12 protein-coding genes are annotated in these 16,293 nt (G+C 42.3%); 2 read left to right on the forward strand and 10 right to left on the reverse strand.

The genetic code is table 11. The features are described 5' to 3' along the window. Nucleotides 1-20 precede the first annotated feature (20 nt). The 7 genes from F952_RS07955 to F952_RS07985 form a co-directional block, all read right to left on the reverse strand. Nucleotides 21-3,194: a hemophilin receptor HphR gene (locus F952_RS07955; protein ID WP_004925378.1), complete on the reverse strand. Its 3,174-nt coding sequence runs from the start codon at nt 3,192-3,194 to the stop codon at nt 21-23. A gap of 139 nt (nt 3,195-3,333) precedes the next feature. Next, complete coding sequence (locus F952_RS07960) at nt 3,334-4,350, reverse strand: FecR family protein (protein WP_004925381.1); 1,017 nt, start codon at nt 4,348-4,350, stop codon at nt 3,334-3,336. Further along, the gene (locus F952_RS07965; RefSeq protein ID WP_017385064.1) at nt 4,351-4,872 is read right to left on the reverse strand and encodes a sigma-70 family RNA polymerase sigma factor; all 522 of its coding nucleotides are present in this window, start codon (nt 4,870-4,872) and stop codon (nt 4,351-4,353) included. A 627-nt stretch (nt 4,873-5,499) separates the two neighbouring features. Continuing rightward, on the reverse strand, nt 5,500-6,936 hold the full coding sequence (locus tag F952_RS07970; protein WP_004925387.1) for an amidohydrolase family protein: 1,437 nt from the start codon (nt 6,934-6,936) through the stop codon (nt 5,500-5,502). Then, entirely contained in the window at nt 6,936-7,730 is a 795-nt protein-coding gene (locus F952_RS07975; RefSeq protein ID WP_004925391.1) for an ABC transporter permease, read from the reverse strand. Before F952_RS07975 ends, F952_RS07970 begins: the two co-directional genes overlap by 1 nt. Further along, nucleotides 7,723-8,544: an ABC transporter ATP-binding protein gene (locus F952_RS07980; protein ID WP_004925394.1), complete on the reverse strand. Its 822-nt coding sequence runs from the start codon at nt 8,542-8,544 to the stop codon at nt 7,723-7,725. The genes F952_RS07975 and F952_RS07980 overlap by 8 nt, the downstream gene beginning before the upstream one ends. Nucleotides 8,545-8,591: 47 nt before the next feature. Then, on the reverse strand, nt 8,592-9,578 hold the full coding sequence (locus tag F952_RS07985) for an ABC transporter substrate-binding protein (protein WP_004925396.1): 987 nt from the start codon (nt 9,576-9,578) through the stop codon (nt 8,592-8,594). A gap of 443 nt (nt 9,579-10,021) precedes the next feature. On the opposite strand from F952_RS07985, the gene F952_RS07990 reads away from it, so the two are divergent. Both F952_RS07990 and F952_RS07995 read left to right on the forward strand, forming a co-directional pair. Continuing rightward, nucleotides 10,022-10,729, forward strand: coding sequence for a FadR/GntR family transcriptional regulator (locus F952_RS07990; RefSeq protein ID WP_026056861.1), 708 nt, complete (start codon nt 10,022-10,024; stop codon nt 10,727-10,729). 406 nt (nt 10,730-11,135) lie between these two features. Next, nucleotides 11,136-12,044, forward strand: coding sequence for a bestrophin family protein (locus F952_RS07995; protein WP_004925402.1), 909 nt, complete (start codon nt 11,136-11,138; stop codon nt 12,042-12,044). Nucleotides 12,045-12,093: 49 nt separating this feature from the next. Here F952_RS07995 and F952_RS08000 read toward each other — a convergent pair whose 3' ends face one another. From F952_RS08000 to eat, 3 genes are all read right to left on the reverse strand, one after another. After that, nucleotides 12,094-14,199, reverse strand: coding sequence for a TonB-dependent receptor (locus tag F952_RS08000; protein WP_004925405.1), 2,106 nt, complete (start codon nt 14,197-14,199; stop codon nt 12,094-12,096). A 42-nt stretch (nt 14,200-14,241) separates the two neighbouring features. Then, a complete protein-coding gene (locus F952_RS08005) occupies nt 14,242-14,676 on the reverse strand; it encodes a hypothetical protein (protein WP_227499422.1) in 435 nt (144 codons plus the stop codon). 135 nt (nt 14,677-14,811) lie between these two features. After that, the gene (eat, locus tag F952_RS08010) at nt 14,812-16,227 is read right to left on the reverse strand and encodes an ethanolamine permease (RefSeq protein ID WP_004925410.1); all 1,416 of its coding nucleotides are present in this window, start codon (nt 16,225-16,227) and stop codon (nt 14,812-14,814) included. Between the last annotated feature and the right edge of the window lie 66 nt (nt 16,228-16,293).

The following is a 16,293-nucleotide window of genomic DNA, read 5'->3' on the forward strand; positions in this document are numbered from 1 at the left end:
TAGAGGGAATCAAATGCTGTTTAAAATTTGGTAGTCCAACTCATTTTCATCGTTCGGCCAGGTGCGGCCATGGCACTACGGGTTAAAGGATCGATATAAAACTGGTTAGAAAGATTACTGCCGACAAACTCAACCGTGTTGTAGTTATCGACCTGATAACGCGCATAGGCATCAAAAATCCACGTGTTATCCCAAGCCAAAGGCACATTAAGGTAATAGCCTTTATTGACGCTAGCATCATTGTTTTTGCGTAGCGGGCTTTCATAAGCTTTATAGAATGTTGCACGTGCACCAAGCTCTAACTTTTCATCAAAAAAGCGTGCGCCAAACAAACCATGGAAACTCAGTTCAGGTGTAGCCATGGTCACCAAGTAGCCATTTGGGAAACCGTCATCAACACAACGCTGATACGGTTCACGGAACTCAAGGCCCTGCTCGGTTTGAACCGTGCCGCCTAAAATCATTTTGTTAATAGCACTATTGGTGTCACACACTTCATTTTTTAAGTTATAGGCCATGCTCAGGTCTGTGAAGAAACCACCATTATCAAAACGGCTTTGTAACTCTAGACCTGACAGCTTTTGCTCATCCATATTGGTAAAAATAAGGTTTTGGTCACGCTCAATCACATTTTTGGTTTTGTTGTAGTAATAGGCGAGCTTAATGTCGGCATTGCGCGCTGTACTGAACCAGTCACGCATGTCATAGACATAACCCACTTCGTAGTTAAAAGCATGTTCAGGTTTGATTGCTTGATATGGCAACATGGCAGAAAAACCGACAGTGCTTTCAAACAAACTTGGTAAACGATATTCCTCTGCATAGCGTGCATAAATTCTGCTGTTTGGCGTGAGATGAATAGAGGCGCCTAACTGCGGTGCCCAGCCACTATCTTTAACTTTGTCGGCAGACTCAACTGGAACTTGCTCTACCACCGACATAAAGTTCCCGCCAGTGACGACATACTTTTGTCCAGAGGCATTGAGCTGGTTTAAAGGATTATCGGCAAGCGACAATTGCCCATTCGCATCTGCTTTCCAGCTCAGCGTATTTTTCTGTGACCAGATCATGTTATACAACGTGCTCTCTGATGCAGGCACAGTGTCGAGCTGCCCATCCCAATCAGGATTTTTTGTGGCATAGCGCTGTTTTAAAACATTGATTAAACGCTGCTGAGTCGAGGTGTAACTCTCAGGCATGGTCTGATATTCAAAGGTATATTCTTTAAGCCTACTTTTTTTGGTAAACAGCGGATTTAAACTCGGGTCAATCTCGGTCTGCAAAGACTGATTTAAAAAGTCATCAACCGCCCAATACGAGCGATAACGCATGCCCGCATCAAAACTTAACCAAGACAGCGGCCGATAATTAAAGTTAAAGTCGAACGTTTTTTCCTCACGGCGCCCTGCTCGTGGCAGCGCCTGATAGAGCGAATAACTTGGGCCAAATTCGCCATATATATCGTCGGACGTCAGTTTTTCTTTTAGGAAACTTCCACCGAGTGTCAAATCAAGCTGGTCTAACAAACGGGTTTTATTACTGACCGTAATGCCTTTACGCGTATTGTCAGAATGGCTTATTGCCGTGTTAATAATGGTGTTATCTCGAAAATCGATTGTGGTTGGCCAGCCACCACGTGTGTAGGTCTGGCTTTCGGTGTCGGTTTGCCAAATGTTGGCATAGAAATCAACCCAGCGATTATTCTCAGGCTTAAACTTATATTCGAGGCTATAGGCTTTAGAGTGAATATTGCTTAAAGGCCACTGCGGAACCCCTAAGTCAGGCGTAATGCCCCAAACAATTCGAGACGGCATAATTTCACCAAAAATATTTTTGGTATCTCGGTAAGTCAGTTTGAGGGTCTGGTGATCAGTTGGACGATAAGTCCCTTTTAATAACCACGACTCCATATGACTTGAAGTGTTGGGAACTTCATCGCCCGGTTGATAGGCATAAGCAAAGTAAGGAATAAAATCGAGGCTACTGTCTGGCGTCGCTCGTTTATAGTAGCCCGCGCCATGGGTGCCCGAAAAATAGTTACCACGCTCACGTACTGCATAGACAGCCAGTAAATCAAATTTATCTTGCTTGGTGGCAATTGCCAGTCGGCCCGCTAAGTCATCGCCCGAAAAATGAGAGTTATCACTTCGGGCACGATTCTTTTTATAAATATCAGGGTCATATTTGGCCCCATTCCTGTCGATCCAAGGCGTGGTGTCATCATAGTTTTGGCCCACTTTACTCATGTCTGGCAAAGACGGATCAATGGAGTTGGTTGAGCCTTCTACTTTTAACTCGGCACCAAAAGACTTACCAGGACGAACAATGTCATCGGCCTCTAGCGTTTTAACGACTACACCACCACCTACAGAAGTTGTGGTATTGCGCTCTAAAGATGGGCCTTTAATGACTTCAATGCCCGCAATGAGATTGGGGTCGATATAGTTTCGGTTGTTTACCCCATTGTAGCCACGCCATACGGCAATCGACTGTTCAGTGCCATCAATGGTTAAAGGCACACGACCAACGCCCTGCACACCACGTACACTTGGGTCGAGTGCGCCACTGTTGCGGGCATCGCCGCTATAGACTCCCACCATACCTTGTAAAACATCGGCTGGGTTGGTTCCTTTAAAACGTTCGACATAGTCTTTGCCCGCATAGACTGAAGAACGGTTTGCGTCATAAACTTTATTATAGCCTTCTGTGTCACGGTCTTCTTTGCCGTACACCACAATTGGCGTGAGTCGTACCGATGCATCTTCTTCAATGACAGCGCTACTTGGTGGCAGACTAACAGCCTGAACCTTAGATGAAGTGACGCGTGGTGTAGATTTTTTGCTGAGTGTGTAGCCCTGTCCAACCTTTACAGCATTAAATTCAGTTGCTTTTAAAAGCTGCTCAAAACCTTGCTCGACAGCAAAATTGCCTTTTAAGCCTAGGCTATGCAACCCTTGGAGTTGCTGGGCATCCATTGCAATTGAAGTGCCTGATTGTTCGGCAAACTGATTCAGTACGTTAGCAAGACGGCCCGCAGGAATGTTATAGCTTTTAACTCCAGCTGTTTCTGCATAGGCCTGCTGCATAGGCAGCGTAACAAGTCCACCCATCGACACAGCATGTATCGCAAATGCCAGTGTTGAAAATCGAAAAATCGATCGATTCCGCTTTTGCCCTGTTCCCGCTTTTTTCATTTGCCCCGCCCCAGTAAATCGTAATAAGAATCATTCAATACAACTGATTAAAATGATCCATATTTATTGCTTCTACTTACTATGACGAACGACTTTCAAAAAAGTGGAACCTAAAATTGAAAATAAATTTAATTTTTTATTATTTTAAAGAAACCATGACCACAAACGGCATGATTTGCTTAATTTTCAGGTCTGGAAAAACCGTAGCCAAAAGCTTAAGTGATTCTGTGGTTTGGTCTAAAGGCAACACAGCATTAACCCGTACATGTTGCAATGCCGCATCATTAAAAATAATTTTGCCTTTGTAGTTGCGGTCTAACTCTTGTAGCACTTGATTCAATGGTAGGTTTTCTACCATAAGCTGATGCTTTTGCCATTTTTGCTGTTCGTTATAAATATTCAGTACAGGCAGTTTTTGTACACCATTTTTGTCCATTTTAATGGCTTGCCCTGCTTCAACAATGGCCTGACGAGTCGCGTGCAATTGGGTCGTTTTAACCTGTGTCGCTTCTACTTTTACCTTTGAGTGCAACATTTTGAGTTCAGTTGCCGAAGGGTCATAACTGACGCTAAAAGCTGTGCCGAGTGCCTGAATTTGCCCATGACTGGTTTTGACCAAAAACGGTCTGGTTTTATCTTTGGCAACATCAACATAAATTTGACCTTGCACCAACTCAACCACTCGCTGGTTGGTTTTAAAATCAAGATTAACTGCGCTTTTACCGCGTAAAATTAAACGTGAACCATCTGGTAAGGTTTGCGTGGTCCACTGCCCCGATTGCCCTTGTATGTCGGCAGTCACATAGGCCACGGTGGTATCAGTTAAATAAAATAGCGCCCCACTCATGGCAACAAAGACAACGGCAAAAGCTGTTCCTGCCCGCAAATGTTTATAGGCTTTGCCTGAGTTTAGGCCAGCTTTAAGAGCAACCTTGGTGACTTTTTTATGTCCGCTGGTTTGGGAAAGTTTTTGAATTGATCCAATACACTGTTCAATGTCAGCAGCCACTTGGCGATGTTGCTCACTGGTTTTCTTCCACTCTTCAAATTTTTGATTGGCGGTTTTTCGCGAGCGTTCATCATCCGAACTCAGTTGAACGATCCAATACGCGGCTTCTTCAACCAGTTGGTGATGTTTGCTTTTGTCCATAGCCATTTAAATGCAAGCGTCCATGTCTTGTCGGTTTTGGTAGCACTGAATTAAGCAACTCGCCAAATATTTTTGAATCATTTTGGTCGACACATTTAAACGCTCGGCAATTTCTTTATGGGTATAGCCTTCGAGGTAATGCAAAATAAAAGCTTGTTGTGCTTTTTCAGAAACCCCTTCGAGTGCTTTGCAAAGCTGGTTAATTGCTTGAATAATTTGCATTTGGTCTTCGGGTGAAGCCACTGCGTCAAGCATATATTTCATTTGACTCAAGCCATCTAAATAGGCCTGTTCAATGCGTTTACGGCGCACTTGGTCAATGAGCAGGTTTTTAGCAATCGAGGTTAAATAAGCACGCGGTTCCTTAATGCCGAATAGCTCGTCTCGGGTTTGTAGCAGTTTAATAAATGTGTCCTGAACCAGATCTGCGGCCTGATCAGTATTACCTAATTTTTGTCTCAACCATTGGTGAAGCCAGCTTTGGTGACTTCTATATAACTGATCTACAAGTAAAGAAGTTTTGTTCACAGCAATTGGACTCAAAACAAGGAACCTAAAGATGATAATAATTATCATTTAAATAAGTCAAGCAGTAAATTAAATCTTAAGAAATGATCGAAATTTTTTTAAGCTGTATACATCAATGAAGTTCTGGCTTTAATATTATGACAGATCTAAACATTTACTACCTTCCTGTGCAGGTTCAGTCATCAAGAAACTTGAACATACAACGTCCTTTAACTAAAAACACAAAAAATTTCTGCGTAATAAAATCATTGCCAATTTCACCCAGTAACTACATTTTGCCTTTATTAAGTGCAGCAGCCTGGCAAGCCAGTTGCCCCTTTGACTACTACCAAGGTTGGGCGTGATTCGGGTCTGGATCTTCACTCCAAAATTTTAAAAGCCCTAATTGAAAGATTAGGGCTTTTGTCTGATGAATTGGTCAAGTTTGGTTATTCAAAATAATCAAATTTCGTCTTAAAATGCTTTATTTTTCCCTATTCACCGCCAGAAAAGTCTATATCTTTTAGATATTCCTAGATTTTGCTGTCATACATAGACCATTAAATTTGGAATGCTATCATACAAAAAGCAAATGACGCTTTTTTCAGATCCATTACTTTTGTCTGATACGAAATATCTAAGCATTTTTTAAGATGCTAATGCCATTTTTTCAGCACGTTGTTGCAATTTTTTTACGGCCTCTCTAGCTTGGGCGGCCAGTTCTAAAATATCCAGATTAGGAACTTGATTATTTTCAATGACTGTTTTTCCACCAATCAACATATGTTTAATCTGTGCCTGACCACCACTGGCGACAGGCCCAATTGCTACATCATGCAACCCCATATAGCGTAGATCATTTAACTGATAAACCACCAAATCTGCTTGCTGACCTACCTCAAGTGTCCCGATTTCATTGAGCCCTAAAACTTGTGCACCGCCGTGTGTTCCCCAACGAATCACATCCTCAATCGTCGCAGCATCAGCACCGCCCTCAAACAGACCACCTTCATATTTTGGCTTTGCCAGCATGCCCTTACGCGCACGCTGTAACATCCATGCTGCATGTGTTTCAGACAGCATATCTGCCGCTTCATTGGATGCTGCACCATCTACCCCAATTGAAATATTCATTCCAGCCTGCTCCAAAGCCACTAAATCGGCTATACCACTGCCTAGTCGAGCATTACTTTGAGGACAATGTGCAATACCCGTTTTCGTTTGTCCCAGAAGTTGAATTTCTTCGGGTAATAATTTCACCAGATGAGCAAACCAGACATCCTCACCTATCCAGTCATGTTCAGCGCAAAACTGAACAGGCGTCATGCCAAATTTTGCACGTGCAGCATCCAGATAGTCGACCGTTTCAGATAAATGACTATGTAGACGAATACCCAGACGGCGAGCCACTTGTGCAGTTTCGCGTAATTGTTCTGGTGTAGTTGAATGCAGTGCTGTGGTGGGTGCCATCACAATCCGTTTAAATGCTTGCGGGCTATCATCATGGTACTTGCTCACCAGACGCTCAACATCTGCAATCACACTGTCAAATTTCTCAGGACGTAAGGCCTGTGGAAGTTCTGCTTCAAGTCCACGGGTTAAAGTGCCACCACCACGACATAAAATAAAACGTAGTCCCAATTGATCAGCTTCATCAAACAAAATTTCAGCACCATCAAACGGCATATTTGGCCAGTATAAATAGTGATGATCTGCAACAGTTGCACAACCTGAGCGTAAGAGTTCAATCAACCCAATACGTGCTGCCAGTCGAAAGCTGTCTTCATCAAAGGCTCCGCGAAAGCGATATGGCGTAGACGCAAGCCACGGCGTCAAACTCTGATTCAGTCCTTGCGGTTCGCCTTTTAATAAAGATTGAAACAAATGATGATGTGTATTCACCCATGCTGGATAAATGGCACAATCTTTTGCATCAATAATAATTTCATCAGGCTGGGAATTGAGCGCAGAAGCCAATTCTGTGATTATTCCATTTTCGATACGTATGCAATCTGCATTTGAACGTGCTGCATCACCCGCCAAACCTGTTAAAATCGAATGGGCATTTTTAATTAGATATTTCATCAGGATTGCTCACTTTCATGCCATTTATTTAAGAACATTTGGCTCAACATCGACATCAATATAAAGAGCACAAGCCCTGTGCAAGTAATTAGAAATAGCGCTGCAAACATGAGCGGTAAATCGAGTTGAAAGCCTGCCTGTAAAATCTGATAAGCCAGTCCAGCACTTGTCCCCCCCGTGCCTGCTACAAATTCGGATACCACGGCCCCAATTAGTGCCAAGCCACTAGAAATACGTAGCCCACCAAAGAAATATGGCAAAGCATTCGGTACACGTAAACGCATTAAAACCTGCCAACGACTGGCTTTATTGATTTGAAAAAGATTGAGTAAACCTGCATTGACACTACGTAAACCCAAGGTGGTGTTGGTCAAAATTGGGAAGATCGCAACCAACATGGCACAAACCACCAGAGCCAGAGTCGTATTTTGAATCCAAATAATCACTAATGGTGCAATGGCGACAATGGGTGTAACCTGAAACAAAATCGCATAAGGCATAAAGCAAGCTTCTATCACTCGGCTTTGCACAAATAAAAATGCAATCAGGGTTCCAATCACAACCGCACAAATAAATGCAAGCAAAGTAACTTTTAAGGTCACCCACAAACTACCAAAGAGTAGTCCTGATTGAGAAACCAGGGCATGACCAATATCTGTCGGCTTCGGGATTAGATAAACAGGAACATTCATTTGCTGCAAACTGATTTGCCAGATTAAAAGCAGAGTTACCCCCAAAGCCAGTGGTGCTGCAACACGACGAAACTTTGGATGATTCATTAATGGTTTAACCATGATGCTCTCCTCCACTCGCTTGCTCTAAAATCTCAGATAAATGCGCGCATTGCTTCATAAAAATATCAGACGTTCTAAAATGCTCATCACGATATTCTGGTCCTTCAATCGAAATATCAGCGACCACGCGTCCTGGTCGCGCACCCATAACAATGACGCGTGATGATAAAAACACGGCTTCATAAATACTATGCGTTACAAAAACGACCGTTAAATCACGCTCCGACCATAGTGTGCGAATATCACTGTCCAAACGATGACGCGTAAACTCATCCAATGCCCCAAAGGGTTCATCCATCAGTAATAAATCTGGTTCTGTTACCAATGCCCGTGCCAGTGAAGCACGCATTTGCATCCCCCCTGATAGTTCTTTTGGAAAAGATGCTCCAAACTTACCAAGACCTACAGAAGTCAGGGCTTCTGCAACTTTCTCATTACTTGCGCTTTTAGCAACATGACGCAAATCTAGTGGCAAACGCACGTTATCCTGAATATTGGCCCAAGGCATCAGCGTCGCCTCTTGAAATACCATCGCCATTTTGCACTGAGACTGCATATCTGTTTTACCATTCCAACGGACCTGTCCTGCTGATGGTTGTTCCAGATCTGCAAACATTTTAAGTAATGTACTTTTGCCGCATCCTGACGGCCCAAGTAGAGAAATAATTTCTCCACGCTGAATATCCAGATCAAAACGCTGTAAGGCATGTGTCCCATTTGGATAAATTTTTTCAACGCCACGAACCATTAACATCGGACTGACTGAATTCGGATGAACTTCAGTTTCCGTTAAAATCGATACTGCTGAATTCATAATTAGGTTCCCCTCTTGCATTGGTCTTTACTACCTAATCCATCAGCTTAGTTTTTCTTGGCGACGGGTTGCACAAACTGTGTGGTATATGCTGCTTTCCAATCCGTTTTAGTATTCAACAAATTGGCCTGAACCATAAAATCACGTGTTTTTTTCCAGCGTGCATCAGTCATCACACCTATGCCCATCGTTTTGGCGTCACCGCCATCAATCAGGGCGAGTTTTTTCATTTGAGTCAATGCAAAAGCAAGCAATGGATCATCCATATTTGGATTTTCTTTTTTAATAATGGCATTGCCTGGTGCTGGATTTTTCAAATAGCTTTGCCAGCCTTCCATGGATGCCTGAACAAAACGACGCATCACATCTGGCTTGGTTTGGATCAGATCATTTCGAGTGACTAAAATACCTCCATAGGCTGGATAACCGTCATTGGCAAATAAAAAGAATTTACTGGAAGGTTCCGCTTTTTTAGCCTGAAATACCTCAGAAGTTGCATACGCTTGCTGAGCAACATTTTTACCAGCTAAAAATGGCTGCATATTAAAGGTATAAGGTCGTGCCTGAGCATTGTCCAATTTATATTTACCGCGCAACCATGGCCACCAACTCGCTTGTCCACTGGTCGATACCAGCACTGTTTTACCTTTTAAATCTGCCAATGATTTTACATCACTATGCGTAATTAAGCCTTGAGGATCAAACTGAAACGGCGCTGCAATGGCCTTGATTGGAAAACCGCTTTCGATTCCTTTTAATACCTGTAAATCATAATTGACAATGACATCGGCACGTTTAGCCAGAAGAAGTGTCATATTATTAATTTGTGGTCCACCCACTTTAATCGTGACATCTAGACCATGCTTTTTATAAATGCCCTCAGCAAGTGCCTGATAATATCCGCCCTGTTCTGCCTGTGCATACCAGGTGGTTTGTAGAACAAGTTTATCATTGGCCTGAGCGAAAGAAGTAAAGAGTAAAGATGCGGCAATAACAGCCCAACGCGATTTGCCTAAACGATGATTATTTTTCATAAAAAACCTCTGAAGAATAGGTGAAAGCTTTTTTGCTATTCATTCAAAGGGGAATTTGAGTACACCAGATTTCATCGACACACTCTCAGAACTTTGTATGATCAAATACAAAGCCTGTCCCCCTAAGAGGAACAGCTTCCGCTGTAGAGCAATGTCCCATGCGAATGCACGCACTAACCGCTTATACTCAATTATAGATTAGCAAGAGCTGTGCCAAAATTAATCAGTTAGATTTTCTATTCAAATATTGGCTTAAAATTTGTATACAAAGATGGGATGATTTGCCCAATCACAATCAGATCGTGTTTTTAATTTTTATTTAATCATTAAATTAACAACTCTTCTGATATTGGCTAGGTATTTCGATGAAAATCAAGTAAAACAAACCATGGTCTTTTCCAATGAATCTTTCACTTCATTATAATCTTGATAACAGAAACGCTATGAAACCACATACGCTCGTTAAACGTTCCAGCTCACAAGTTACAGATCAAGCTGTCGAGGTGATTCATGAGCGTATCCAGCAAGGCTTTTATCCTGTGGGTTCTGCGCTTCCATCACAACGTGAATTGTCTGCAGAGTTAGGAATTAGCCGCGCTTCACTTAGAGAAGCCTTGACCCGTCTCGCAGCACTTGGACTGCTGAATATTATGGCAGGCAAAGGCGCTTACGTGACCGCGATTGAGAGCCAACCCGTTGAACAGTGGAATATCCAATTTAAAATTTCTTTAAAGGATTTTTATCAACTTCGTTATATTCTTGAAGGATTTAGCGCACTTTTAGCGTGTGAATATATTTCTGAGAATGATCTGGTTCAGTTGAATACTCATTTCGAACAACTCGAATCTGCCATTCAACAACATAATTGGCAGGAAGCCGCTGAAAATGATTTTGCTTTTCATCGACATATCATTGATTTAAGTCATAATCAGTCAATTATTCAGAGCCTGAAAAAACAAACTGAATGGATGAAGCAGAGCCAGATTTTACCATTTGTACAACCCAATCTTGCGTATAAGACCATTCAGGAACATGAACAAATTCTGCAAGCCCTGATCAAACGAGATGGATTAATGGCTGAAAAAGCCATGCGTCAGCATATTATTGGTGCAGCTCAACGCGCAGGTGTGTACTTTTCTAGTCATTCATAAAGATATCGTTGTGCATCAATTTGCATTTTTGTATAGATTTTAACCTGAAAATTACGCACTATTAATTAGCAACTATTTCTCTCGCAATAAAAATGTATCGATTTTTCGCACAAAAAATGCTCTTTTTTATCTGTTTTATGATTATTCATGTTCTCAAATAATGAATATCCGATCTATAAATATGACTATCGGTATTAAGCTGATGAAGTGCGTTGCTTCAATCTGATCCCAATTGAGTGCAAAAATTAAAGATTGCCTCTTTACGGTACAGGTAAGAAATTTTCATCCACTTATACAATAACGTTTCAATTTAAAACAGCTAAATTCCTTTATTCTCAACTACTCCCATATTGATTTTAAATTGGTTAGACTAAGCCTGTTTTAATCAAAATCACGATGCCTTCCCATGATTATTCGAAATAAAGCCAATAGTTTTCGTTTGTTATTTGCTTGGAAAGGCACAATCTTGCCGCAGGTGTTACCCGCCCTTGTGATTGTCATGCTAATTTCAGCAATGTTTGGACTGCTGAATAGCTGGCATTTTTTGAATATTCCCACCGTTCCTAGCATCGGATTTACAATTTTTGGTGTCATTTTATCTATTTTTATTGGTTTTCGAAATTCTTCTTGTTACGACCGCTGGTGGGAAGGACGCAAGCTCTGGGGAGCACTGATCGCAACATCCCGTCATATTGCGCGTGATAGTCATATTTTAAATCCTTTGCATCGTGAACGACTTTTGCACCAGACCATGGTATTTAGTAATGTTCTGAGGGATCGACTCAGACATCAAACCACACATCCGCATCATTTTTTAGATCATGGTTATCAAGATGATGATATTGCTTATTTTAACCAGCATATCAATACGCCTCAGCACATTTTGGAAGACATGCAAAAAGATTTACTCACAAGCCTTCAGTCAGGCGAAATCAGCGACATAATTTATAGTATTTTAAGCCAGCATATTGTTTCTCTGGGCAATATTCAGGCGGGATGTGATCGTATTGCAAGCACGCCCTTACCGTATGCTTATTCTGTTTTATTGCACCGGGCAGTTTATTGCTTCTGCTTCATTTTGCCATTTAGTCTGGAAAATATTTTGGGGATCTGGACACCCCTTATGGTTGGTTTGATTGCTTATATGTTTTTAGGTCTGGATGCCTTAAGTGGTCAGCTTGAAGAGCCCTTTGGTTTACAGGAAAATGATCTCCCTTTAGATTCGATTGTACGTTTAATTGAACGCGAGTTACTTCATTCCTTGGGTAAAGAATTGCCACCAGTGATTCAGGCCAATGGCGACAATTTACTTTAACTTACGGATATAGACTTAAATATCAATGTTCGGGTAACAGATTTCTGGTCTAGAACATCCAACTGAATGACAATGTTGCTTTGAGTGGTTCACCAGGTTGTACCCAGTAATTGGTATAACTTGAAACGTAATAGTCTTTGTCAAACAGGTTGTCGATATTGAGCTGTGCACGTAAATCTGAACGAAGCTTGATATATGCCCCGACATTTACGGTCGTAAATTCAGGTAAACTGGTGCCATTGTCGATGTAATTGGCGCTTCGTTTGCCATAATAATTGATATTGCCCGTAACACCGGCATCTTTCCCCCACGCACTAAATTGATAATCCGCACTTAAATTTGCCGTATGCTTAGGAATATTTTTTAGGCGTGCACCTTTGGCTTCGACTTCACTTTCGACCACCGAAGCATCGGTATAGGTGTAGTTTGCATTAAGGCGTAAATGCTCAGAGACCTGATGCTGTAGCTCAAACTCAACACCATGGCTTTGCACGCGGCCACTGTCCACATAGGTGTCTGTAATCCCTTCGGTGAGTAAATGGCGTTTATCGAGATCAAAATACGTGAATCCTAGCCAGCTTTGTGGCAAGTATTCATATTTGGTACCGACTTCCCAACTGGTGGTTTTTTCAGGGTCATACAATTGATTGTTTTTATTTAATCCCGTATTTAGCTCAAATGATTTTCCCCAGTTGCTATAAAAAGATAAATGATCGATGGGTTTAAAGTTAATACCAGCACGTGGGGTAAAAGGCGAAAATGATTGCTTACTATTTTGCTGATTTGCATAATCATTGATTTGTTGTTGCAATCGATTAAAGCGTCCACCCAGCAATATATTCCACTGATCATTCAGGAAAATCTGATCTTGCAGATTGAATCCCAGCATATCCTGCGTTTCTTTCGTATATTTGGCAATTCGCGTGAGTGGTAAAATAGTCTCACCATAAACAGGATTGTAAATATTGATGCTACTTGAAGCATCTTTTGCACTTCTAAGCTGAAGCTGATCGATGGTGTAATGCCCTGCTTCAACATTGGCCACCAGCTCATGCTTAATGGTTCCTGTATTCAATTTTCCGCGTAAAATTGTCTGGAATTGCGTGGTTTCGGTATCAAACCATCGATAGCGACGAAAGCGATTTGCAGTTTGTCCATCGGCTGCAATCGATGAAATTTCAGTTGAAGTTCCTTCGCGCTCACCCTGCTCATGACTTAGCGCGGTGGTCAGGTTCCAGTCGTCATTGAATTGATGATTCAGACGCAGTTGATACATCTGATCGTTGATTTTGATATCGCCATCACTTGGTTCGCCTAAAAAGGTTTTTTTATTGACCACAAATTGACCGTTAACCATCGGTACGCCACGGTCAAACACGCCTTGATTTTTGGCAAATTCTGTATCCAGATTTAACTGAGTACGATCTGAAATTTTCCAAGCCAACTGTGGTGCAATATAATAATGCTGGCTATCGACCTGATCTCTAAAACTTTGATTGTTTTCATAAGCGAGCCCCAGTCTGTACGCAAGCTGATCATTGATTGCGCCAGTGGTATCGAGTGCTGTCCGGTATTCTTCAAGTGTACTGCCACTTAAGGTCAATTCACTCTTACGTTGCCATTCGGGCTGTTTGGTGGTGATGTTCATAATCCCCCCTATAGCGCCTTGGCCATACATGGCAGCCATTGGCCCCTTCAGAAAATCAATCGACTGGATGTTGACCATATCGCGTGGCGCATGGATGCCGCTTAAAGAGCTTAAGCCGTTACGCATGTAAATCGTGCCCATGTTTGGGTCGGTACTAAAGCCGCGAAACGAGTAATTGTCCCAAAAGCCACCGCCATAACTGTCTTGATAAACCACGCCATTCACCAAGGCCAATGCATCGCTCACGCGCTGAATATTATGATTTTTGATATCTTGTTCGGACACATGCGATTTGGTGAACGGCACATCAATCAGATCGTGATTAAACTGGGTAATTGCCTGAGAAGATGCATGACGCTCATCTTGCTTTTCTGCGGTTAGAATCAAGGTTGAAAGCTGCACAGTTTGAACTTGAGTGCCTGTTTCAGCCGCCAAAGTCACCGATACCATTGAACTCTGGGCAAGTAAAATACTCCACGTAAGTGGATGAACATAAAATTTAGACATAGTAAAACTCTGTAAGACAAAATTGGACAAAAATGTCGGAATTTAGATCAAAACAGGATTTACAGGCGGGGCTCGACCTTGCGGGCAAAGAAAGAGACGGCGCAGGCAAAATAGAATATATGCCATCGCCGAGAGGAAAATCAGTTTAAAAACCTGACCGATCTCGATCAGCGTGATATCCGGTGTCAGCGTAGGTGCAATATGATGAAATAGATGACAAAAATGACAATCCAGAGTTGGATGCATCGAATGCTGTTGATCCGCTTTGAAATCGCTATGTAATGACATTGCAGACGATTTGACAGCAGACATTGTGGTATGCGATGCATCATGATGCATTGCACTGTGCTCAGTCATCTGCATAATTTCCACGCAGACCGGATTTTGCTGCATCGATACAGGCAATAGTGCTTGCCAGAATACAAGATTCTGCAACAAGATCACCAAAAGGCCAAAGGCCACACCCAATTTATGCATCGCAAAAAAATTAATACCTAAGCGCGGCGAAAATAGCATAATTTTAAGAAAAACACACCTTCTAGTACAGGCGACAGATATAAAAAAAGCATGGAATCAGTAGATACCATGCCTTTGGGTTTCACTTAAATGTGGTTAGTCTTCGTTCACGCGCGCAAACTCTTCTTCGGGCGTTCCTTTCACCAAATGAAAGCGGCTATACAAAATAAAGTACAGAATAAAAGCCACATAAATCATTGCGGTGAGCAACCATACTTTCGGATTGACCATTAACCCAGCCACTACTGCAATTGCAGCCAAAACCAATGCAATACTTGAAGTAACCACACCACCCGGCGTTTTATACGGACGTGCAAGGTTTGGATGTGAAATCCGCAATTTAATATGTGACAGCATCATGAGCACATAAGAGATGGTTGCACCAAAGACAGCCATTAAAATCAGCAAATCACCTTCATGAGTCAATGACATCAAAAAGCCAATGATCCCCGGAATAATAATCGCAAGAAAAGGTGCTTTGTTTTTGTTGGTCAATGACAAGCTTTTTGGTAAATATCCGGCACGTGAAAGTGCAAAAATCTGACGCGAATACGCATAAATAATCGAAAAGAAGCTCGCTACAAGCCCAGCCAATCCAACAAAATTAACAAAACTGGCCAACCATGTATGCTGCCCATACACCGCAATCAAGGCATCAACCAAAGGCGCACCTGAGGCTTTTAACGCATCTGACCCCGCAGCACCAGCACTTAAAAACAAAATCAATAGCGCAAATGCCGCCAAAATCAGCATCGAACCAATGAGGCCACGTGGCAAAGAACGAACTGGATCTTTGGCTTCTTCTGCCGCCAGTGGAACGCCCTCCACAGCTAAAAAGAACCAAATGGCATAGGGTACCGCTGCCCAAATTCCTAAATAACCGAGTGGTAAAAATGCACTGGCCCCAACGTTATTGCTGACCGCAATATCAAATAATTTACCGCTTTCAAAATGTGGAATCATGGCCACAATAAATACCAGTAAAGCCACACAGGCAATTGCGGTAATGATGAACATGATTTTAAGGGCTTCTCCCGCACCTTTAAGATGAATACCCATAAAGACCAGATAGCATAGTAAGTAAACGCTCCAGCCACCAATCCCAAACAGTGACTCACAATATGAGCCTATAAACACCGCAATCGCCGCCGGTGCAATGGCATATTCAATTAAAATCGCGGTTCCGGTGAGGTAGCCTCCTAATGGGCCAAACGCGACACGTGCAAAACTATAGCCACCACCTGCGGTAGGCAACATGGTCGACATTTCAGACATAGAAAGGCTCATGCACAGGTACATTAAAGCCACAATGACCGTTGCAATAAATAAACCGCCCCAGCCGCCCTGAGCCAGACCGAAGTTCCACCCCGCAAAGTCTCCAGATATCACATAAGAGACTCCTAAACCCACCAATAATAACCAGCCCACTGCACCCTTTTTGAGCTGGCGTTTTGCAAAATAATCAACATCACGAGTTGCGCCATTGTCTAGGCTTAATTCTGAATCTTTCATTGTATTCAATCACTCTATTGATCCAACCGACTTCATTCATGTTGCGTAAAAGCCCATTTCAAAACT

Origin of the sequence: Acinetobacter baylyi DSM 14961 = CIP 107474, from assembly GCF_000368685.1 — a bacterium.
Taxonomy (GTDB): domain Bacteria; phylum Pseudomonadota; class Gammaproteobacteria; order Pseudomonadales; family Moraxellaceae; genus Acinetobacter; species Acinetobacter baylyi.